The following is a 19,468-nucleotide window of genomic DNA, read 5'->3' as shown; positions in this document are numbered from 1 at the left end:
ACCTCCTACCGCATCATAAGTGTAATATTCCCCGCAGCAATAATAATTGTAATACTTAAAAAGAACATAAATGATACGATAGCTAGGCAAGCAAATACGTAAATGATGCTTCTTCCAATAATGTCTAAACATTGAATAATTGCTCCGCCGCCAACCGGTTGCAATACTGCTGCTGCGAATTTATAAATAAATGCAATACAGAAAATTTGAATCGCAGGAAAAGCAACAATTAAGCATAAAATGACGAGCCCAATAATTCCGACTGTGTTTTTCAATAATCCTGATGCGCTAATAACAGTATCTGCCGCTTCCGTAAACATCCTTCCAACTACTGGAATGAAGTTTCCTGTTACAAATTTAGCAGTTTTCACAGCTATTCCATCAGCGACGGCTGTCGCTGTTCCTTGTACAGATAATACTCCTAAAAAAATCGTTAAGAAAATACCGATAATCCCAACGCTAACGTTTTGCAGAAGCTTGGACAATTTCGTAACTTTATATTGATCACTCATTGTACTTACAATACTTAATATCGTTGCCAGTAATAAAAGCGGTAGAACGATATAATTCATAAGAAGCCCGCTTGTATTCATTAAGAAAATGATAATCGGATGAAAGAAAGATACAGATACAACCCCGCCACCAGTCGCTATAAGCGCCAATAAAATTGGCAATAGCGCTAATATGAAATCTACCATTGTTTGTATCGTTTCTCTTGCATATGTCATAACGACATAAAAACTATTTAAAGCAAAAATAATAAGTACCATATATACAACAGCATCAGCAATTTTACTTACACTACTTTTTGAAAAAGCGGATTGCAGTGATTGCAACAATGCACTAAAGATTGTGAGCATAATGAGTGTGCCAAGCAGTTTTCCATTAGCTGCAAGCTCATGAAATAAATATTTTAATAACCCTATCATCCACTCTTTTAGAGAGAATTCTTTTTCTCCCTTTACAAACTCCATAAAACTCCCTTTTTGACTCTCTGGCAAATAGCCTCCATATTTTGTAACAAGCCCGTCCCAAAATTGCTTCACATCTTCAATTCCGAGCTTATCCAATTGTTGATCAACGACGTTTGTTTCTACAGGAGAAGCTTGTACAACAACCGGTAAAGAAAAGAAAAGGAAGCAAGCAAATAGCAGCTTAGCTCCAAACCTCCTCAACATTCACTCCCCCTTATCCCGTCGGTAAAAATCCGAGAATAGTTTCAATTACAACCGTCAAAATAGGAATTGCCATAACGAGAATTAAGATTTTCCCAGCAAGTTCAATTTTCGAAGCGATGGCACCTTGCCCAGCATCTTTTGTAATTTGAGCTCCAAACTCGGCAATATAAGCAATTCCAATAATCTTTAGTAACGTTTCCACGTAGACGTTACTAACTTTCGCTTCACTCGCTACTCTCTCAATCATTTGTAAAATAGAATGAATTTGATCGATTAAAATAAGAAACATCACGCTACCTACGAACACAATAAATAAAGATGTAATACTAGATTTATGCTGGTTCAAAACAGCAGCTAAAAACGTAGCAACGAGGCCTAATCCGACAATTTGTATAATTTCGATTCGAACCGCCTCCTTTACTGGAAGAGAAAGACACTTTTAATCTTGTCGAATAGCGTATTAATTAAAAATGCAACATGAAATAAAATGACGACAAAACCGACAAGGATAACCCAATTTGCAATATCCTCACGCTTCAATTCTTTTAGTACAGTATGAATGAAAGCTAAAACAATGCCGATTCCGGCGATTTGAAATATTAATCCAACATCAATGGACATCGCCTTTCTCCCCCCTATAGCAGTAAAATTACAATTAGTAGCCCTGCTAGTACCCCTAAACTCTTAATCATTTTTTCGTATTGCAGTTGTAAAGCTTTTGCTTCCTCTTCTTCTCTCTCCAAATGTGTAATACATAAGCGAATATGTTTTTGTTGTGATTCACGATCATGTTGCCCGAGCGTTTCACCAAATTGCTGCAGTATTTCATACTCGGTTTGTTGAAAAGCCGTCAACTTCCAATTCTCTTTCAAACTATCTATCCAAGCTTCCCTTACCGTTTGTTCTCCACTTTCTAGTTTTTTAGCGAAACTTTGAAATATCCAATTTAATGGCTTTGGCATTTGTTTAACTAATCGCTCGGCAGCCTCAGATAAAGGTGTGTGTCCATACATAATTTCTGCCTCTAATGATTGAAGTGCTGATTTTAATAACCTAAGTTGCCTCGGCCTCTCACTGTATCTTTTAGCGTACGAAAACCCGAAAAAGGTGCTGACCGCAACGATTAACACTGCACCAAATATTTTCACCATACGCCCTCAGCCTTTCTATTTGATAACACTGGTTTTCCATATTTATCTTTCACCTGCATAACCGTTCCTGGACCCCTCGCTTTTGACAACTCCACAAACCTATCAAATATACCAAGCTCTAGCACTGCCTTGAGCGATGGACGTCTCACAACATCCTCATAGGAAAATCCGTGTGCGCTTATAAAAAGCTGAACACCTGCATGCACAGCCTCCATAATTGCTTCACTATCTTCTTTACGGCCAATTTCATCTACGATCAAAATATCAGGACTCATAGAACGAATCATCATCATCATTCCTTCTGCCTTTGGACATGCGTCTAACACATCGACTCGGGTACCAAAATCATATTGCGGGATTCCTTTCACACAGCCAGCAATTTCTGACCGTTCATCAACGATCCCCACTTTACAGGAAGGAATTTCCGAAGCACTTACCCCTTGACTCATACAACGTGCTACATCTCTTAAAAGTGTCGTTTTTCCCGTTTGGGGAGGGCCAATTACCATCGTGTTTAACCACCTTTTTTCATACAAATATGGCAAAAGCGGTTCAGCAATCCCTATTTTTTGACGAGCAATACGAATATTAAAGGAAGAGACATCACGAATCATTTTCACTGCGCTTTTTTCTGTAATGACTTTTCCCGCTAACCCGATTCTATGCCCTCCGCGAAGCGTCACATACCCACGTTTTAATTCCTCTTCCATCGTATAAATTGAGAATTGACTTAATTTATTCAATAAGTAAATAGCATCCTCTGCAGTAGTGATATAGTCATAAAAAAACACCTTTCCGTGTGCAATACACTCTAGCGGTCTTCCAATTCGAACACGAATTTCCTCTAAAGCATCGTATTGCTTACATTCTTCAATTAAGTACTTCATCGTTTTTGGTAAAACTTCTAATACCTCTTTCATCGGCTTCTCCCCACTATACTCGACTTACTATTTCAGTAATGCGATAAAAATACAGCAAATCCCAAGCGCTAGAAAAAAGAGCTTCAAGAAAGAAATTTCACTTGCTACACTCGCTATCCCAATTGTCATTGTTAAAATTAATACGGTAGGTCCAACAAACGCTAACATACCATTTATAAACAACGCTTTCTTCGCATCATTCACATAAAGCATAAGCAAAGCAGCAAATATCTCCGCACTACCTGAAAATAATCGAAGTGCCCCCATAACAAGCACGGATGTTTCCATTGCCGCTAGCCACTGTTTCATTCTTCCACCTTCTCCCGTAACAGTTACTAACTTCGTATTCTAAAAAAGAATATATTTGTACAACCATATGCAGAGGTTGTCTATTTCAGAAGTAAAAACATAATTTTTCTCTAAAGTCTGAATTACAATCTGAATATTCATATTGCTTTATGGTATATTATGGTACATTTAGTTTAAAAGGGGTTTAAACCATGCAGCACGTCACTTTATTACCACTAGATTTATGCTATACAAATGTGATTTTCGAGCTATCAAGTGATCCACATATAAAAAATGCATTGGGGATAACGGTAGAAAACATCGAAGACACGAAAACATTTCTTCTTTTCGCAATAGAAGAAGAGCGTCAAAAGAAATCCTTATCGAGAATGATTGTGAATGAAGAAAATGAAATAATTGGCCTCACCACACTTAAACATATTAATAATGAAAAAAAGCAATCTCACATTGGTAGTTGGATTGGCTATCCATACTGGGGAAAAGGCTATAACGAGGCTGCTAAAAAAGAAATCTTTAAAATCGCCTTTTTAGACTTACAACTTTCCTACGTATTTGCTGGTGCTAAAACGAATAATATCCGCTCACTAAAAGCACAAGAAAAACTACCCTATATTTCATTGCATGTGGAAAACAAGTTTCCAGACGAACACGCTGCACTAGAGAAAGAAGTAAGGTCACCTTGCTCTCTGCATGTCGTGTCACGTGAAAATTTTTTAAACTGGTTGAAATTACAGAATGAGGAGGAAAAATATGAAGGCATTGAAAATTAGTTTAACCGTTGTAGTAGAATTAGCTCTTATTTATCTTTTTTCATTATTAGTCGGTTGGTCATTTATAGAGACCTTTTTCCTTGGTAGTTTAGCAATATTTGCAATTATGTGGTTAATTATTATGAGTAACCATAGAAATAACATTACAGATCACGCAATAAGCAAAACATTAACTGGCGTTGAGACTGGCGAAATAAAACCATTTCAAATTGTTTTGACTCCATCTATTATGGGTACTCTTTCACTTGTTTTAGTCAGTTTTATAGTAACAGCTATTTACTATCTACCCTATTTCCTATAAAAAAAGCACTCGTGAATTATCACGAGTGCTTTTCTACTATGCACGAGAAACGTATTTACCTTCACCAGTGTTGATGATAAGCATTTCGCCTTCGTTAATGAAGATTGGTACTTGTACAACAAGACCAGTTTCTAATGTAGCTGGTTTTGTTACGTTAGAAGCAGTATCACCTTTAATACCAGGCTCTGTTTCTGTAACTTGTAATTCAACTGTGTTTGGAAGTTCAACACCAAGTACTTCGCCTTGGTAAGTCATAATTGCTACTTCCATGTTTTCTTTTAGGAATTTAAGCTCGCGCTCGATTTGTTTTTCACCAAGTTCGATTTGCTCATAAGTTCCGTTATCCATAAATACGTGAGACTCACCGCTTGCGTATAAGTATTGCATACGACGGTTTTCGATGTGTGCTTTTTCTACTTTCTCACCTGCACGGAATGTTTTCTCTTGAACAGAACCTGTGCGAAGGTTACGTAGTTTAGAACGAACGAATGCAGCACCTTTACCTGGCTTTACGTGTTGGAAATCAAGTACTTGCCAAAGGGCATTGTCCACTGAAATTGTTAAACCTGTACGAAAATCGTTTACTGAAATCATGTAAAAAAATCCTCCTGTGTATTACAAAATAATAAGTTCTTTTGGTGATTTCGTAATTACTTCATTACCTTCACTTGTCACAATGATATCATCTTCAATACGTACGCCGCCAATACCTGGAATATAAATACCTGGTTCTACTGTTACAGCCATACCTGGTTCAAGTACTGTATCAGAACGGAACGCTAAACCTGGTGCTTCATGAATTTCAAGACCGATTCCATGACCAGTAGAGTGTCCAAAGTATTCACCATATCCTTTTTCCGTTATGTAGTCACGCGTTAGCGCATCAGCCTCGCGACCTGTTAAACCAGCTTTAATACCGTTCACACCACGTAGTTGTGCTTCTAAAACGATATTATAAATTTCTTTTAATTTATCAGATGGTTCACCGACTGCAATCGTACGAGTAATATCAGAACAATATCCTTTGTAATAAGCGCCGAAGTCTAATGTAACGAAATCTCCTGTTTCTATCACTTTTTCAGATGCCACGCCGTGCGGTAATGCCGAACGAAGACCTGAAGCAACGATAATATCAAACGAAGAAGATGTTGCTCCTTGTTTTCTCATGAAAAATTCAAGTTCATTTGACACTTCAATTTCAGATACTCCCGGGCGAATGAATGATAGAATATGCTCAAAGGCAGCATCTGCAATCTGTGCAGCTTCCTTTAATATCTTAATCTCTGAATCAGTCTTTATCAAGCGTAACTTTTCTACAAGTCCAGAAGTCGGGATAAATTCAGCATCAATCGCTTCCTTATGCACTGAATAAGAACTATATGTAAGAGTATCTTGCTCAAAACCAAGTTTTTGAATTCCAAGCTCTTTCACTTGCTTTGCCACTTCATCAATGATCAATCCTGCGTGCTGTACAACCTCATATCCAACCGCTTGTTTACTTGCCTGCTCGACGTAACGGAAATCTGTAATAAATTGAGCACGATCTTTTGAAATAAGAACAACGCCTGCTGTTCCTGTGAAGTTAGCCATATATCTACGACTATGTTCATTTGTTAACAAAATACCGTCAATGCCAGCCTCATCAAATGCACTTCGTAATCTTTCAATTTTCTCCATTACTTTATGCCTCCCTCAATTTCTCCATTAATGCAAATAACGCTAACTTATAGCCATAAAAACCAAATCCTACAATTTGACCTGCACAAACAGCTGCCGTCACAGATTCATGACGGAACGATTCACGCTGATGAATGTTAGAAATATGTACTTCAATAACAGGAATCGAAATGCTCGCAATGGCATCACGAATCGCATAGCTATAATGCGTAAATGCTCCCGGATTTAAAATGATCCCTTCATATATATCTTCCGCTTCATGAATAATGTCGATAATGGCACCTTCATGATTCGATTGGAAACATTCTAACTCCACTCCCATTGTTTCTGCTTCTTGCTTCATATCTGCTTCAAGTGTCGCTAGCGTGCCCTTTCCATATACATTTACCTCACGAACACCGAGGCGATTTAGGTTAGGACCGTTTACGAGGAGTAACTTTTTCATATTCTTAAAACTCCTTAATATTAAATATCTATACAATATTTTAACATAGGAGTTACTTATTTGAATAGTTCGTCTTCTCTTGCCCTTCTTGTTCTGCTTTATTGCTATTTACTGCGTAAGAAACAGAATATGCTATAAACACACCATACAATATAAAAATACATATTGTCGTCACAATTGTCTCTTTTGGTAAATGGAGCGCACTTTTAATAACAGGAGCCATTAAACCCATCCCCAAAAACAGTAGTGCCCACCAAAATAGCCCATAAATAATTCCCGCTATAATCCCTTCAAACTTCGCAAAAAATGCTTTATACAAAAAGGCGATCAAAATTGAAAGAAGTCCCATACACACTATTCCGAACACATTGCCCCATACACCCTCTTTCCAACTTCCAAACGCAAATGGTAAAAGGAAATAATTCGGTCCCGCCTCCGTGAATGAAAATATATGAAGGAAATACCAGATCCCGCCCCAAAAGATTCCACCAAACAAACCAATCTGCACAAAATTCCTTGTTCCTAATTGTTCTTGACTCACATCGACACCTCCGCTCAATAGTATGCCCGAAACTATTTTGAAGCATGTTTAAATCCTGCGAAATTTGTCTATAAAAAGAATAAGAAATGTCCGACTCTCATAACATTTTCCCTTGTCATCTACTTGTATTTGCCGATAAAATAAAGGAAACTCGGTGATTGTCTGATTTCAAAACGACAGAACCCAGTATGACAATTGCCTCTTTTTCTACATAAGAGAGAAACAAATACAGGTTGGTGTTAACATGGCAGAAGAGTCAAAACAAATATATGGCGGGCAAGCGGTCATAGAAGGAGTTATGTTTGGCGGTAGAGAATATACTGTTACAGCGGTTCGTCGTAAAGATAAATCGATTGAATTTTATCGATTACCACGCGTTCGTAATAAAGTACTATCTACCCTAAAAAAAATTCCATTTTTACGAGGGATTGCCGCTATTGTGGATGCAAGTGCGAATGGAGCAAAGCATTTAAACTTCGCTTCAGAACGATTTGACGTCCACCCAGAAGATGATGAACAAATTGCAAATAAAAAAGAAGAACAATCAAAATTAACGATGGTATTAGGAGTTGCAGCTGTTGGCGTTTTATCTTTTATATTCGGTAAAGTCATTTTCACAGCAGTTCCTGCACTATTAGCTGAATTAACGAGACCGATTTTCCCATCTCATACTGGGCAAATCATTGTCGAAAGTGTCATTAAGCTCATGCTATTATTGAGCTATATATACTTTATTTCTTTAACCCCACTTATTAAGCGGGTATTTCAGTATCACGGTGCAGAGCATAAGGTAATCAATGCTTACGAGAATAACCTTCCTCTGACTGTAGAAAACGTTCAAAAGCAAACTCGTCTCCATTATAGATGCGGCAGTAGCTTTATTATATTTACAGTCATTATTGGAATGTTCGTTTATTTCCTAGTCCCTACAGATCCTCTTTGGGCACGAGTTATAAACAGAATTTTATTAATTCCAGTTGTACTTGGTATTTCTTTTGAAGTATTGCAATTTACAAATCGATTACGAGATATTCCCGTATTACGCGTACTTGGATATCCTGGATTATGGCTACAACTATTAACAACGAAAGAACCAACAGATGATCAAGTGGAAGTAGCAATTGCATCGTTTGAAGAATTATTACGTCTAGAGAACAAACAATAATTATTTAAAAATGGTGTTCAACTCCTTTCCTCATCGTTAATATACTAATTTCAATATATGTTTTTAGGAGGTGTCCCTTATGAACGGTCGTTCGTTTACTTTCGCTATATTTGTGCTTATTATCGGATTGGCAATATTCGGCCTTGTTTCATCTGTTATTACAAATCCCATGGGTGTATTAAGAAATATCGGGTACATGTTACTTGTTGTCGGTATCTTTTACTTGCTATACAAGATGTTTACAAATTCCAGTGGTTCCGCAAATCCGCAAAGCTCATATAAGCGTGCGGCAAAACAATCGAACCGCAAACATGGGAAACAAAATGTAGCACCCCTAGGCAATTCCTTCTTTAAGTCAAATACTTCTAATGACAAAAGTAAAAAAGGGAATTCTTCCACTTTGAAACGAAAAAGAAAACAGTCTCATTTAACTGTCATTGAAGGCAAAAAAAGCAAAAAGAAAGACCGTGCTTCCTTTTAGGAAATACGGTCTTTTTTTATACTTTGAAGCACTTCTTTTAAACTTTTCTCTCTCATACTTTCAATTCGAAGATGATGATTTTCAAACGGTAAATTCCGTGTCACATCATTAGGTACCACAACGCACGTTAATCCCGCTGCAACTGCTGCTCTCAATCCATTTAATGAATCTTCAAATACAACAGCTTCAGATGGCTTAATTCCTAATTCTTCTATTGCAACTCGATAAAGAGCTGGATCTGGTTTTACCTTCTCAACATCTTCTCTCGTTTTAATTACTTCAAAATATTCTCGAATTTGTAGCTCTTCTAAAAAATGAATAACCCATTCTCTAGAAGAACTAGAAGCTAGTGCGATTTTTAATCCCATTTCTTTCGCTTCTTCTAAATATTCTTTTACCCCGTCACGAGCTTCTGGTATTCTCATTTTCTCTTTATGTAAAGTTGCCACTTTTTCTTTTAATACACTTTTGTTAAACTTCTCTTTTAATTGATCATTTAGATATGTATAAAGTACCTCATCTGTTGTTCCAATGCATTTCGCAAATTCCTCTAAAGGTAGTTCCCCGCCGTATTCACGAACAGCATCTCTGAAAGAGTGAAACCATATCGTTTCTGTGTCCACAATTAATCCATCAAAATCAAAAATAATTGCTTTCATAATTCTCCCATCCTTTTCGAATTGAAATAAAAAAGGAAACGCCATACGTTCCCCTTAATTACTTTTCTCTTCATTTGCTCTTTGAACACCGCGAAGTGTTTCCACTCGGAATGCATCTTGTTCAAAGTATTGCACTAAATCACCAATGCGATCAATCGCTTCCCAACTTAAATGATGTTCAATTCCTTCTACATCATTGTAAATTTTACTTTCATCCACACCGATAATACGCATAAATTGCTCTAGCAAGTCATGACGATATACGAGACGTTCTCCGATTTTTTTACCTTTTGTTGTTAATACAAGCCCTCTATATTTTTCATAAATTAGATATTCATCTTTGTCTAATTTTTGCACCATTTTTGTTACAGAGGATGGATGTACACTAAGCGCTTCAGCAATATCAGATACGCGGGCGTAACCCTTTTCATCAATCAACAAATAAATTTGTTCAATATAATCTTCCATACTAGGGGTAGGCATCGGTTTCCTCCATCCAAGTTCATTTTGCTTATTCCGTACGAAGCAATCAATAAAATGATACACCAGAAAGAATAACGTGACAAGTTGAAAACGAGCCTAAATATATAAAACAAAAAAGAATCTGTATTTGCATACAGACCCCCCTTAAGTAAAATATTGTATTTCTGCATTAGGAAAAAATTCATTTATATAACCTCTTATCGTTTCTTCCAATACTGCTGCATCATCCTTTTTATATACATATTTTCCGATGCCATATCGTCCCCATTTATACTTCCGCTTCTCTTCATCCATTTCAAGCTTCGTATTTGGATAACGCTCTTGAATAACCTTTTTCGCTGGTTTCGTAAAACGATGCTGAATTAATTCAAACGTTAAATTTGGTATCGTCATATCTTTCAGCGCATTGTACAGTCGCTCAAATAGTTCACGATATCCTTCTTCCCATCCTTCATGCATATAAAGTGGCGCGACTATAAAACCAAGTGGATAACCTGCACCTGCTACTTTACGTGCCGCCTCAATTCGCTCCTCAAATGGCGATGTCCCTGGTTCAAAATTTTTAATTACATATCGTGAATTTATACTAAACCTGAAACGAGTTTTCCCATTATGCTTTGCATCTAATAAATGATCAACGTGCGAATATTTCGTCACGAAACGTAAGCGCCCATATTCACTTTCTCCAATGAATTCAATCGCCCGCTTTAATGCATGTGTTAAATGATCAATCCCAACAATGTCTGATGTACACGCTGCTTCAAATCTTGTTATTTCAGGTGCCCTTTCATCCATATATTGCTTTGCCTTCTCAAATATTTCATTAAGATTGACATACACACGAACGTAAGGCTTACTCCCAAGTGTTGTTTGCAAATAGCAATAATGACAATGTCCCATACACCCTGTTGCGAGCGGAATTGCATATTCAGCTGACGGTTTTGACGTATCAAACTTTAGCGTCTTCCTTACTCCAACGACAAGTGTAGCCTTTGCATTACGATACTTTTGCAAATCATTTTCTCCTGGCAAATTTCTAATTTGATTATGTGATGTCGTTTCACGAATTTCTAATCCCATCTTCGTAAACTTCTCATAAAGCTCTTTTCCAAGCGGATATTCAAGTGCCTTTGGTTCAAAGTAAACGAGTTTTGGCATAAATGGTTTCATGTGCTTCCCTCCCTCTCGTTAGTATGGGAAACGTTGAAAAATTAACACGCATTAAAGTTTTCCACTTCAGTAACTTGCGTTGCAAGTTACTGAATGTTATAATCCGGATAACAGCTACCTTGCAACGCAAGTTACCTGAGTAAAAGGTGGTGAAATCATGCACAGCCAAATGTTAAAAGGTGTACTAGAAGGTTGCATCCTATACATCATTTCACAAGAAGAAGTGTACGGATATGAACTGAGCACAAAATTAAATAAACATGGCTTTACATTCGTAAGCGAAGGAAGCATCTATCCGTTATTATTACGTATGCAAAAAGAAAAATTGATCCAAGGCACATTAAAAGCTTCCTCACTCGGTCCAAAGCGAAAATATTATCACATAACCGATAAAGGATTAGAACAACTTAAAGAATTTAAACAAAGCTGGGGAATGGTTTCAACTACGGTAAATAACTTATTACAGGGGGAGTGATAGGGATGAATGCACAAGACATGATTGAATTGAATAATAAAAAACGTGAGCTTCTAACTTCCGAAAACGAGGCTGCTTATGGTGATATGTTAGTATATCTTCGAATATCAAACGTACCCGAGCAACAAATGGAAGAACTGTTACTAGAAATATTAGATCACCTCATCGAAGCACAAGCAGAAAATAAAAGCGCTTATGACATCTTTGGAGATAATTTACAATCTTATTGCGATGAACTTATATCAGCTTTACCAACTCAAACAAAGTTAGAAAAAGCCTCTTTAATTGGATTTTCTATTAGCTTACTTCTTGCTATACAGTTTGGCATAAATGCAATTATTTCATTTTTTATGTTTCTCTTTGAAAAAAACAATACAATATCAAGTCCGCCTTTTAGCATCCTTGGAACTACTTTGTCTGTTTCAATAATTATACTAGGTATACTATTTATTTTATATTTATTAAAGCGTTACTCCTTTAATCAGAAAATGAATTGGAAAAGAAGAATTCTATTTGGATTCGCATTTGCTACTCCATTTTGTTCCGCTGTATTCTTAAATATTTATTTCCAAAAGCAACCTTATCTCATTTATCATCTAACCTTTTGGCAAAATGCCTTAATCGCTATCCTATTTTATGCTTTATATAAATTCTTATATAAAAAATCAAATTTTTAACAGCCCTTCAAAAGGCTGTTTTTTCTTCTGTCTAATTTTACAAATTGAAAAATTTCATAAAGAAAATAAGAAAAATGCAAAATAATTAAAGTTAATTGTTGACGTGATGCTTTTATTATCGGTATCATAAATCTTCGTGAGCAATTATTTTTCGTTATACGATTTTTTTATTATTACTGAATTTTTGAGAGGAGAAATTAGATGTCAGTTAAGAAGAAAACGCAAGTACGCACCGGCAAAATGGTACGTGAACTAATGTTAGCAGACGAAGATGTAAATGCTTCGCTAATTATGGTATATAGTGAAAACGGTGTAAACGCAGAAATTAAAATCGAGGGCTTAACGCCGAAATGTAACGAAGAATTATTTTTGAGCGGAAACGTGGATTGGAACAAGAGTGTTATTTATAAAATTGTTGATTTCACTGGAAACGCTGAAGTTGGTAAAGTTACATTAACAGCGATGAACAAAAACAATGTTTCTCTAGAAATTGAACGCGTTATGTGGAGTAAAGAAAATAAAGAAGCTGCCGAGCAAGAAGAAACACAGGTAGAAGCAGCACCAAAAAAAGAAGTAGTTGTAGAAGCTCCAAAAGCAATTACACCTGCTCCTAAGCCTGTTACGCGTGTGGAAACACCTGCTATGGCACCTAAGCCTACTCCGGTACCGACACCGAAGCCAGTAAGCGTAGAAGCAGCTGTAGAACTAGCTACTCCAGCGCCTGTGAAAAAAGCAGTCCCTACTCCAGTTACAAAGCAAGAGACAGCACCGGTTGCTCCTGCAAAATCGAAGCAGCCTGCTTTGACTGAAACAAATTCAAAACTACAAGAAAATTATGTTAAACTCGTGAAAAAGACAATTGAAGTTTGTCAAGATTACGAGCTTGGCATCGACATAGATGATTCTATTGAAAGCTTAAAAGAAGAACTACAAAGCCAAGGTATTAGCGTTACATTTGACAAAGAAATTATGGACGTTGTAAGTCGCCTTCGTTCTTTACAAGATAAAGGAATCAAAGTAGAAAAAGTACTTAATTTACTATAAAAAAATAAGAGGTGGCAATTGCCATCTCTTATTTTTTATAATTCCACTCATTACTTTCATACTTTTCTTTCGCTAACGTTTGAACTTCATGTAACTGTTCTTCTGTTAATTCATATGGAACAAGTTCTACATCCAATCCTTTTTCAAAGCCAACTTCAAACGCTTTAATTAACTGTTCTATCGTAAATGTACGGTCTGTTAATTCATTAATTGCTACTGCTTTAGAAGAGAACATACTCTTCATGCGTTCCTTCACACGTTCATTTGGGAATAAAAATAGATCATATAGTTCATCTAAATCAATTTCTAATGGAATCGATCCATGCTGTAGAATAACACCTTTTTGACGTGTTTGAGCACTACCAGCAATTTTTCGTCCTTCCACTACAATTTCATACCAAGATGGTGCATCAAAACATACGCCGGAACGTGGATTTTTTAAATTTTCACGATCTGCTTCTGTTTTTGGAACTGCATAATATGCTTCTAGCCCTAATGCCTTAAAACCATCTAATAAACCTTGCGAAATAACACGATACGCTTCTGTAACTGTTTTCGGCATATTCGGGTGATCTTCAGACACAATAACACTATACGTTAACTCTTTGTCATGTAGTACACCCCTGCCGCCTGTTTGACGACGAACGAATCCATATTTCTTTTCGTTAACTACATCCATATTAATATCTTTTTCAACACGTTGAAAATACCCAACTGTTAATGTTGGTACTTCCCATTCATAAAAACGAATTGTTGGTGGCATTTTCTTTTCACTTTGCCAATTTAATAAACATTCATCTAACGCCATATTAAATGCCGGTGAACATTGACCAGAGTTAATATAACACCATTTTTCTTTTCCCATCCTGCACCTCATATAACCAATTATTTTTCACATTCTCTAGTCTACCAAATTCGACAAAATTTGTGAAAGAATACGAAATTTCTTCTTATATGCAAATGAATCTGTTGCATAAATACATAAGGGCATTATAATATTGAAAGTAGGATAAGAAAAAAGGGAGCGATAGAATCGTGTCAACAACTTGGATTATTTTATTAGCCGTAATCGTAGCATTTATCGGCTACACTGTATGGATGTACTTCTATCAGAAAAAATTAATTAAAACTCTTACAGAAGAAGAATTTCGCGCTGGCTACCGTAAAGCACAGCTTATCGATATTCGTGAAGCAGACGAATATAACGCAGGGCATATTTTAGGTGCACGTAACATTCCGTTATCACAAATTCGCCTTCGCCATAAAGAACTTCGTCAAGATCAACCTGTTTACTTATATTGCCAAAGCGGATTCCGTACAGGTCGTGCAGCGCAATACTTAAAAAAACAAGGCTACAAAGATTTCTACCAATTACAAGGTGGATTTAAATCTTGGACAGGCAAAATTAAAAAGAAATAATAACATACAAAAAACTAGCTGAATAAATCAGCTAGTTTTTTCATTTCATCTTATTCGCAATGTATAATAAATTCTGCTTGATTACCTTTTCATCGTTCTCTTCTACATTCCGATACAGCAGTTGATATTCAATTCCTTTCTCTTTCCATATAAGCGTAGCAAATTCGTCACCACGTTCATAATCATCTTTATTTTTAAAATAAGCAGACGTTCCATTATTCAGTTTCATTTGTTCTTGAAATCGCTTCTCTTCCACAAGATCCGGAAAACTATAAGGAAAGTTCGCGACATTTAACTCAATATACTCATTTCTACCTGGTTCTTTCTGTTTATATTTAATCGTTAAGACAGTGTTCTTTTTCCCAAGCGTTCTTACTTCCCCCTTCACATCACTTGTAATATCGTACGGTAAAAACGTTGGAACTTTAAACTTCACCGGAAAATATTTTGGAAGTTCCTTTAGCGGAATAGGATCCGTAACACGATCCATAGCTCCTCCCGTTGTTCCCACAAAGTGTTTTTCTTCTTGCATCGTTTGCTGAAACGAACACGAACTAAGCACGAAACTAGAAAACACGAAACAAATGATTCTTTTTTTCAATTTGTTTCCGCCCTTTCATACCGCTCTCTTAACGAACGAAGCGTTGATATTCTCTTCATATTCGCTTTGTCACCAAACTCCACCTTTGAAAACTTTCCACGTTATTCTCACACATTTTGACAACACTTTTTGCAAACAAAAAAGACCCCTATTATTCTTACGCCCAAGTGAAAAGGTTACGCGAATAAAAAGAAGTCTTATTAATACCATAGTTTGTGAAAAGCTTTTCAGGTCAAGATTTTTTCTTTCTTATTATTTTCCCTTTATAATAAGGGAAAGAGGTGATACATATGGCCAATATAAAACAAATTGCTAAAACTGCTGGTGTATCGATATCAACTGTTTCTCGTGTCCTGAATAATCACCCTTACGTAAAAGAAGAAAAGCGTAAGCGTGTTCTAGATGCTGTTGAAGAATTAAACTACGCAAAAAATATAAATGCTGTCCATTTAATAAGAGGGAAAACATATACAATTGGCGTTATGCTTCCTTTCATTAACCTCCCCTACTTCAGTACCATTATTGAAGGAATTGGTAACGAAGCATTATTAGCTGGATATCATATTAATTTATGCCAAACAAATTACGATAGCCTTGAAGAAATTCGTGTTCTTGAAATGATGAAAATGAAACAATTTGATGGGATGATTATTTGCTCCCGAACGAGCTCTTGGGAACAAATCGAACCTTTCGCAAAATTTGCCCCTATTATTTCATGTGAAAAAATGAAGCATCCTCTTATTTCATCCATCTACGTAGATCATTATGAAGGTTTCCGTCTCGGTACTGCCTATTTACTAAGTAAAGGCCATGAAAAAATCGGAATTTGTTTAGCAAGAAAAACAAGTGTAAATTCCATGGAGCGTGAAAAAGCGTTCGCCGATACACTTCGGAACGAAGGGAAAACGTTGCATCCTGAATGGATTTTTCACCAATGCTATACAATGCAGGACGGAGCACAAATACTCCATCGTATTTTAAATATGAAAAATCGTCCAACTGCTATTTTCACAGCGAACGATCAAGTTGCAGCTGGTTTATTAACAGAGGCTCGAAAACATGGTATTCGAGTACCTGAAGACCTTGCTATCCTTGGATTTGATAATCATGAAATTTCAAAGGCATTAGAAATTTCCACAATTGAACATCCCGGTCTCGCAATGGGCTCACATGCTTTTTCTTTATTCCATAAGCAGATCCAAAGCGAGCAAATTGTCGGCAGTGCAAAAGAACTTTCATTCCATTTAATTGAGCGAGAGACTGTCTAAAAAGAGCGTTACTTATAACGCTCTTTCTCAGCTCTTCACCTATTGACTTTATATTTCCCATCTCATATAATGAACCTAACGAACGGTAGGTAGGGGATGAAAATGACAGCAAACCGCATTAAAGCTGTAGCACTTTCTCATTTCGCACGCTACGGCTATGAAGGAACTTCATTGGCAAATATTGCTCAAGAAGTTGGGATTAAAAAACCATCGATTTACGCACACTTTAAAGGAAAAGAAGAGCTATATTTCATATGCTTAGAATCTGCTCTTCAAAAAGATTTGCAGAGCTTCACAGGCGATATCGAAAGCTTTTCCAATTCGTCCACTGAAGAATTGCTTTTAAAATTATTAAAAGGGTATGCAAAACGATTTGGTGAAAGTGAAGAATCAATGTTTTGGTTACGAACTTCTTATTTTCCGCCTGATGCATTTCGCGAACAAATTATTAATAAAGCAAATGTACACATTGAAAACGTCGGAAAACTTTTATTCCCTGTATTTAAAAGAGCAAGCGAACAAGATGAGCTGCATAACATTGAAGTAAAAGACGCCTTAGAGGCTTTTCTATGCTTACTCGACGGTCTTATGGTTGAACTATTATACGCAGGTTTAAATCGTTTTGAGACACGTTTAGACGCTTCTTGGAAAGTATTTTGGCGCGGACTTTCAAACTGACGGATTGCTCCTTTGCAATGCGTCGTTTTTAAGCCCTTTACCTAACGACTGGTAGGAAGGAGAAATGACATATGGCATGGATTTATGTAATCATCGCTGGTATTATTGAAATATTTTGGGTGATTGGACTAAAAAAAGCAGAGGCACCACTTGAATGGGCTGGTGTTGCTCTATTAATTACAATTAGTTTCGTCTTATTATTTAGAGCTTATAAAGATTTACCTGTCGGCACTGTATACGCAGTCTTTACAGGAATCGGAGCTGGCGGAATCGTTCTTACAGAGATTTTCATCTTCGGAGAACCTTTCTCTATCGTAAAAGTTTTATTAATCGGTTTAATCTTCTTCGGAGTAATTGGTTTAAAACGAGTAACAGAAGAAAAAGAAGCGAAGGAGGCCGCATAAAATGGCTTGGGTATTTTTAATTCTAGCTGGTATTTGTGAAATTATTGGTGTACTCTTTATGAAAGTAGCCACTGAAAAGAAAGGCTGGGCACCAAAAGTTATTTTAATCGCTAACTTCGGCGTAAGCTTCTTCTTCTTATCTCTTGCGATGAACACATTACCGATGGGAACTGCTTACGCAATTTGGACTGGAATCGGAACTGCTGGAAGTGCACTTCTAGGCATTCTCATTTTCCGAGAATCAGCGGATTGGCGTCGTCTTGCTTTCTTAAGCTGTATTCTATGCGGCGCTGTTGGCTTAAAACTATTAAGCTAACGTGAGGTGAATGTCATGTGGAAAGAACAAGGAAAGAAAATATTAGCATGGATCACACTTGGTATCGTCATTCTATTACAAATAAGTTTTCATATAATAGAATCATTGTTTCATAAAGTATTATCCATTCTCACATTCCTTCCTAACATGACAATTGAAATTATATCAATTGTTTGGTCCATTATCGCCTCCATTGCAATCGTCATTATATGGAGTATCGCCAAACTATGGAATAAGTTATTAAAAAAGGACAGTACTTCTGAAAAAGAGTAACTGTCCTTTTTTATATTCATTCAGACTTTCTGTAGAAGTTAGATGTGATAAGACAAAACAGACCAACTATGGCAATACTTATACCAACCCTTTTATGTAAACTTGGAAATAACGGTGGTATATCCGAGTAAACATTTGCTAATATGAGACCGATTGAAAATAAAAATATTCCTATTCTATATAACCATTTTCTTTTGTTCATCATTCTCCCCTCCTAACATTTTTCATACACTCCTTTCTTTTGGACATACTACCTAAAAAAAGGAGTGAATAATATGCAAAATTCTATACATAAGCAAATCCTATTTTTATTTTTCCTATTTCTTATTCTCATCATCGTTTTCAGCTTTATATTACATACTCCGAAAGATGTGCCAAATAGCGTTTCTTTTTATAAACTACTGCTCTCGTATTGTCGTTATTGAAGAAGGTGCCTTTTTTAAGGCACCTTTTAAAATTCTCTTTTTTCATATATTTTTACTGAAACAAAGGTAGATGCTATGAACATGCACATGGAACTAATGAATAACAAGCTGTTGTATAGTTGAATTTGTTCTAAGTTAATTTGAAACAAAGCTTCTAAAACAACTATCGGTGCCATGAATATTACTATTGTAATGAAAATGGTTTTCTTATACCCTAGCCAAAAGGATATTGGTAAAACAAAACTTAAATACAATAAAATAAAGCTAATACTAGCAACCATTGTCGTTTCAATAAATTCAAATAAGTTAACCCCACTCTTCATTCCCATCGTGAAACAACCGACCGTTACACTTATAAAAAGAATAATAATTGCTACTATATATTTCGCATACACAATTTGTTTTCTCAATATTGGTAAACTATTTACTATAACTTCACTCTCATTTTTACTATCTGCTTCAAATGTTTTTACTGTTGCCCCAATTGTAATAATTACTGACATAATGATGAACAGATTTTCCGTATCTGTTAAAGCCATATAAAAGAAAACTGGATACAATATGTACCAAATTAAAAATTTCCATTGAATAATGAAATCTTTTAAAATTAGTTGCTTGATCATGTATTACCCCTCCTA

30 protein-coding genes are annotated in these 19,468 nt (G+C 36.2%); 13 read left to right on the top strand and 17 right to left on the bottom strand.

Annotated elements, in window-relative coordinates:
• Positions 1 to 5: 5 nt before the first annotated feature.
• Genes spoIIIAE through ACS2QP_RS01030 form a run of 6 tightly spaced genes read right to left on the bottom strand, consistent with a single transcriptional unit; the run spans position 6 to position 3,558 of the window.
• Positions 6 to 1,178 (bottom strand): stage III sporulation protein AE, encoded by a 1,173-nt coding sequence (gene spoIIIAE / locus ACS2QP_RS01055; protein WP_000946110.1) that lies wholly within the window; start codon positions 1,176 to 1,178, stop codon positions 6 to 8.
• Positions 1,179 to 1,188: 10 nt separating this feature from the next.
• A complete protein-coding gene (gene spoIIIAD / locus ACS2QP_RS01050) occupies positions 1,189 to 1,572 on the bottom strand; it encodes a stage III sporulation protein AD (protein ID WP_077393170.1) in 384 nt (127 codons plus the stop codon).
• Positions 1,573 to 1,595: 23 nt separating this feature from the next.
• A complete protein-coding gene (spoIIIAC, locus tag ACS2QP_RS01045; RefSeq protein ID WP_000020914.1) occupies positions 1,596 to 1,799 on the bottom strand; it encodes a stage III sporulation protein AC in 204 nt (67 codons plus the stop codon).
• A gap of 14 nt (positions 1,800 to 1,813) precedes the next feature.
• On the bottom strand, positions 1,814 to 2,329 hold the full coding sequence (gene spoIIIAB / locus ACS2QP_RS01040) for a stage III sporulation protein SpoIIIAB (protein ID WP_000238702.1): 516 nt from the start codon (positions 2,327 to 2,329) through the stop codon (positions 1,814 to 1,816).
• On the bottom strand, positions 2,323 to 3,249 hold the full coding sequence (spoIIIAA, locus tag ACS2QP_RS01035; protein WP_000665905.1) for a stage III sporulation protein AA: 927 nt from the start codon (positions 3,247 to 3,249) through the stop codon (positions 2,323 to 2,325). The genes spoIIIAB and spoIIIAA overlap by 7 nt, the downstream gene beginning before the upstream one ends.
• A gap of 27 nt (positions 3,250 to 3,276) precedes the next feature.
• Positions 3,277 to 3,558, bottom strand: coding sequence for a YqhV family protein (locus ACS2QP_RS01030; protein ID WP_000816050.1), 282 nt, complete (start codon positions 3,556 to 3,558; stop codon positions 3,277 to 3,279).
• A gap of 191 nt (positions 3,559 to 3,749) precedes the next feature.
• Between ACS2QP_RS01030 and ACS2QP_RS01025 the strand changes: the two genes are divergently transcribed.
• Together ACS2QP_RS01025 and ACS2QP_RS01020 are read left to right on the top strand one after the other, a co-directional pair.
• Positions 3,750 to 4,328, top strand: coding sequence for a GNAT family N-acetyltransferase (locus tag ACS2QP_RS01025; RefSeq protein ID WP_001164986.1), 579 nt, complete (start codon positions 3,750 to 3,752; stop codon positions 4,326 to 4,328).
• A complete protein-coding gene (locus ACS2QP_RS01020) occupies positions 4,309 to 4,629 on the top strand; it encodes a hypothetical protein (protein WP_000645572.1) in 321 nt (106 codons plus the stop codon). The genes ACS2QP_RS01025 and ACS2QP_RS01020 overlap by 20 nt, the downstream gene beginning before the upstream one ends.
• Before the next feature lie 36 nt (positions 4,630 to 4,665).
• Here ACS2QP_RS01020 and efp read toward each other — a convergent pair whose 3' ends face one another.
• From efp to ACS2QP_RS01000, 4 genes are read right to left on the bottom strand one after another with little or no spacing between them, the layout of a single operon-like run.
• Positions 4,666 to 5,223, bottom strand: coding sequence for an elongation factor P (efp, locus tag ACS2QP_RS01015; RefSeq protein WP_063537420.1), 558 nt, complete (start codon positions 5,221 to 5,223; stop codon positions 4,666 to 4,668).
• Between the two features lie 21 nt (positions 5,224 to 5,244).
• A complete protein-coding gene (pepQ, locus tag ACS2QP_RS01010; RefSeq protein ID WP_000411040.1) occupies positions 5,245 to 6,306 on the bottom strand; it encodes a Xaa-Pro dipeptidase in 1,062 nt (353 codons plus the stop codon).
• A 4-nt stretch (positions 6,307 to 6,310) separates the two neighbouring features.
• Positions 6,311 to 6,751, bottom strand: a complete 441-nt coding sequence (aroQ, locus tag ACS2QP_RS01005) for a type II 3-dehydroquinate dehydratase (RefSeq protein WP_000735140.1) — start codon at positions 6,749 to 6,751, stop codon at positions 6,311 to 6,313.
• 52 nt (positions 6,752 to 6,803) lie between these two features.
• Entirely contained in the window at positions 6,804 to 7,292 is a 489-nt protein-coding gene (locus ACS2QP_RS01000; protein ID WP_000076881.1) for a YqhR family membrane protein, read from the bottom strand.
• 244 nt (positions 7,293 to 7,536) lie between these two features.
• On the opposite strand from ACS2QP_RS01000, the gene ACS2QP_RS00995 reads away from it, so the two are divergent.
• The gene (locus ACS2QP_RS00995) at positions 7,537 to 8,457 is read left to right on the top strand and encodes a DUF1385 domain-containing protein (RefSeq protein WP_000807121.1); all 921 of its coding nucleotides are present in this window, start codon (positions 7,537 to 7,539) and stop codon (positions 8,455 to 8,457) included.
• A 79-nt stretch (positions 8,458 to 8,536) separates the two neighbouring features.
• Positions 8,537 to 8,938: an SA1362 family protein gene (locus ACS2QP_RS00990; protein ID WP_438882099.1), complete on the top strand. Its 402-nt coding sequence runs from the start codon at positions 8,537 to 8,539 to the stop codon at positions 8,936 to 8,938.
• Here the strand turns inward: ACS2QP_RS00990 and ACS2QP_RS00985 are convergent.
• The 3 genes from ACS2QP_RS00985 to splB form a co-directional block, all read right to left on the bottom strand.
• Positions 8,935 to 9,597 (bottom strand): HAD family hydrolase, encoded by a 663-nt coding sequence (locus tag ACS2QP_RS00985; RefSeq protein WP_025687934.1) that lies wholly within the window; start codon positions 9,595 to 9,597, stop codon positions 8,935 to 8,937. The two genes, ACS2QP_RS00990 and ACS2QP_RS00985, sit on opposite strands and share 4 nt — an antisense overlap.
• 54 nt (positions 9,598 to 9,651) lie before the next feature.
• On the bottom strand, positions 9,652 to 10,080 hold the full coding sequence (mntR, locus tag ACS2QP_RS00980; RefSeq protein WP_075677907.1) for a transcriptional regulator MntR: 429 nt from the start codon (positions 10,078 to 10,080) through the stop codon (positions 9,652 to 9,654).
• A gap of 144 nt (positions 10,081 to 10,224) precedes the next feature.
• Complete coding sequence (splB, locus tag ACS2QP_RS00975; protein WP_438882098.1) at positions 10,225 to 11,250, bottom strand: spore photoproduct lyase; 1,026 nt, start codon at positions 11,248 to 11,250, stop codon at positions 10,225 to 10,227.
• A 157-nt stretch (positions 11,251 to 11,407) separates the two neighbouring features.
• On the opposite strand from splB, the gene ACS2QP_RS00970 reads away from it, so the two are divergent.
• From ACS2QP_RS00970 to ACS2QP_RS00960, 3 genes are all read left to right on the top strand, one after another.
• Positions 11,408 to 11,725 carry a PadR family transcriptional regulator gene (locus ACS2QP_RS00970; protein WP_438882097.1) on the top strand — a complete coding sequence of 106 codons (318 nt, stop codon included), beginning with the start codon at positions 11,408 to 11,410 and terminating at the stop codon, positions 11,723 to 11,725.
• Positions 11,726 to 11,730: 5 nt separating this feature from the next.
• Positions 11,731 to 12,402 carry a DUF1129 family protein gene (locus ACS2QP_RS00965; protein WP_438882096.1) on the top strand — a complete coding sequence of 224 codons (672 nt, stop codon included), beginning with the start codon at positions 11,731 to 11,733 and terminating at the stop codon, positions 12,400 to 12,402.
• Between the two features lie 201 nt (positions 12,403 to 12,603).
• Positions 12,604 to 13,446, top strand: a complete 843-nt coding sequence (locus tag ACS2QP_RS00960; RefSeq protein ID WP_438882095.1) for a hypothetical protein — start codon at positions 12,604 to 12,606, stop codon at positions 13,444 to 13,446.
• 28 nt (positions 13,447 to 13,474) lie between these two features.
• Here ACS2QP_RS00960 and ACS2QP_RS00955 read toward each other — a convergent pair whose 3' ends face one another.
• Positions 13,475 to 14,311, bottom strand: coding sequence for a lipoate--protein ligase family protein (locus ACS2QP_RS00955; protein ID WP_000514081.1), 837 nt, complete (start codon positions 14,309 to 14,311; stop codon positions 13,475 to 13,477).
• Between the two features lie 170 nt (positions 14,312 to 14,481).
• On the opposite strand from ACS2QP_RS00955, the gene ACS2QP_RS00950 reads away from it, so the two are divergent.
• Positions 14,482 to 14,865: a rhodanese-like domain-containing protein gene (locus ACS2QP_RS00950; protein WP_000108653.1), complete on the top strand. Its 384-nt coding sequence runs from the start codon at positions 14,482 to 14,484 to the stop codon at positions 14,863 to 14,865.
• A 40-nt stretch (positions 14,866 to 14,905) separates the two neighbouring features.
• On the opposite strand, the gene ACS2QP_RS00945 is transcribed toward ACS2QP_RS00950, so the two are convergent.
• Entirely contained in the window at positions 14,906 to 15,442 is a 537-nt protein-coding gene (locus ACS2QP_RS00945; protein ID WP_033666640.1) for a hypothetical protein, read from the bottom strand.
• Positions 15,443 to 15,756: 314 nt separating this feature from the next.
• Here ACS2QP_RS00945 and ACS2QP_RS00940 point away from each other — a divergent pair, with 314 nt between their 5' ends.
• The 5 genes from ACS2QP_RS00940 to ACS2QP_RS00920 all read left to right on the top strand — a co-directional run bounded on the left by ACS2QP_RS00940 (position 15,757) and on the right by ACS2QP_RS00920 (position 18,405).
• Positions 15,757 to 16,734: a LacI family DNA-binding transcriptional regulator gene (locus tag ACS2QP_RS00940; RefSeq protein ID WP_001273986.1), complete on the top strand. Its 978-nt coding sequence runs from the start codon at positions 15,757 to 15,759 to the stop codon at positions 16,732 to 16,734.
• Between the two features lie 96 nt (positions 16,735 to 16,830).
• Positions 16,831 to 17,412: a TetR/AcrR family transcriptional regulator gene (locus tag ACS2QP_RS00935; protein ID WP_002005730.1), complete on the top strand. Its 582-nt coding sequence runs from the start codon at positions 16,831 to 16,833 to the stop codon at positions 17,410 to 17,412.
• 71 nt (positions 17,413 to 17,483) lie between these two features.
• Positions 17,484 to 17,816, top strand: a complete 333-nt coding sequence (locus ACS2QP_RS00930) for a DMT family transporter (protein WP_000312339.1) — start codon at positions 17,484 to 17,486, stop codon at positions 17,814 to 17,816.
• A gap of 1 nt (position 17,817) precedes the next feature.
• The gene (locus tag ACS2QP_RS00925; RefSeq protein WP_000312623.1) at positions 17,818 to 18,132 is read left to right on the top strand and encodes a DMT family transporter; all 315 of its coding nucleotides are present in this window, start codon (positions 17,818 to 17,820) and stop codon (positions 18,130 to 18,132) included.
• Positions 18,133 to 18,147: 15 nt separating this feature from the next.
• A complete protein-coding gene (locus ACS2QP_RS00920; RefSeq protein ID WP_326263159.1) occupies positions 18,148 to 18,405 on the top strand; it encodes a DUF3975 family protein in 258 nt (85 codons plus the stop codon).
• Between the two features lie 16 nt (positions 18,406 to 18,421).
• On the opposite strand, the gene ACS2QP_RS00915 is transcribed toward ACS2QP_RS00920, so the two are convergent.
• Positions 18,422 to 18,610, bottom strand: coding sequence for a hypothetical protein (locus ACS2QP_RS00915; protein WP_002164431.1), 189 nt, complete (start codon positions 18,608 to 18,610; stop codon positions 18,422 to 18,424).
• A gap of 246 nt (positions 18,611 to 18,856) precedes the next feature.
• Positions 18,857 to 19,450 (bottom strand): ABC-2 transporter permease, encoded by a 594-nt coding sequence (locus tag ACS2QP_RS00910; RefSeq protein WP_080016442.1) that lies wholly within the window; start codon positions 19,448 to 19,450, stop codon positions 18,857 to 18,859.
• Positions 19,451 to 19,468 lie beyond the last annotated feature (18 nt).

This window comes from Bacillus cereus group sp. Bce019 (assembly GCF_051781745.1).
Lineage (GTDB): Bacteria > Bacillota > Bacilli > Bacillales > Bacillaceae_G > Bacillus_A > Bacillus_A cereus.
This window is presented reverse-complemented; position numbering and strand designations above follow the sequence as displayed.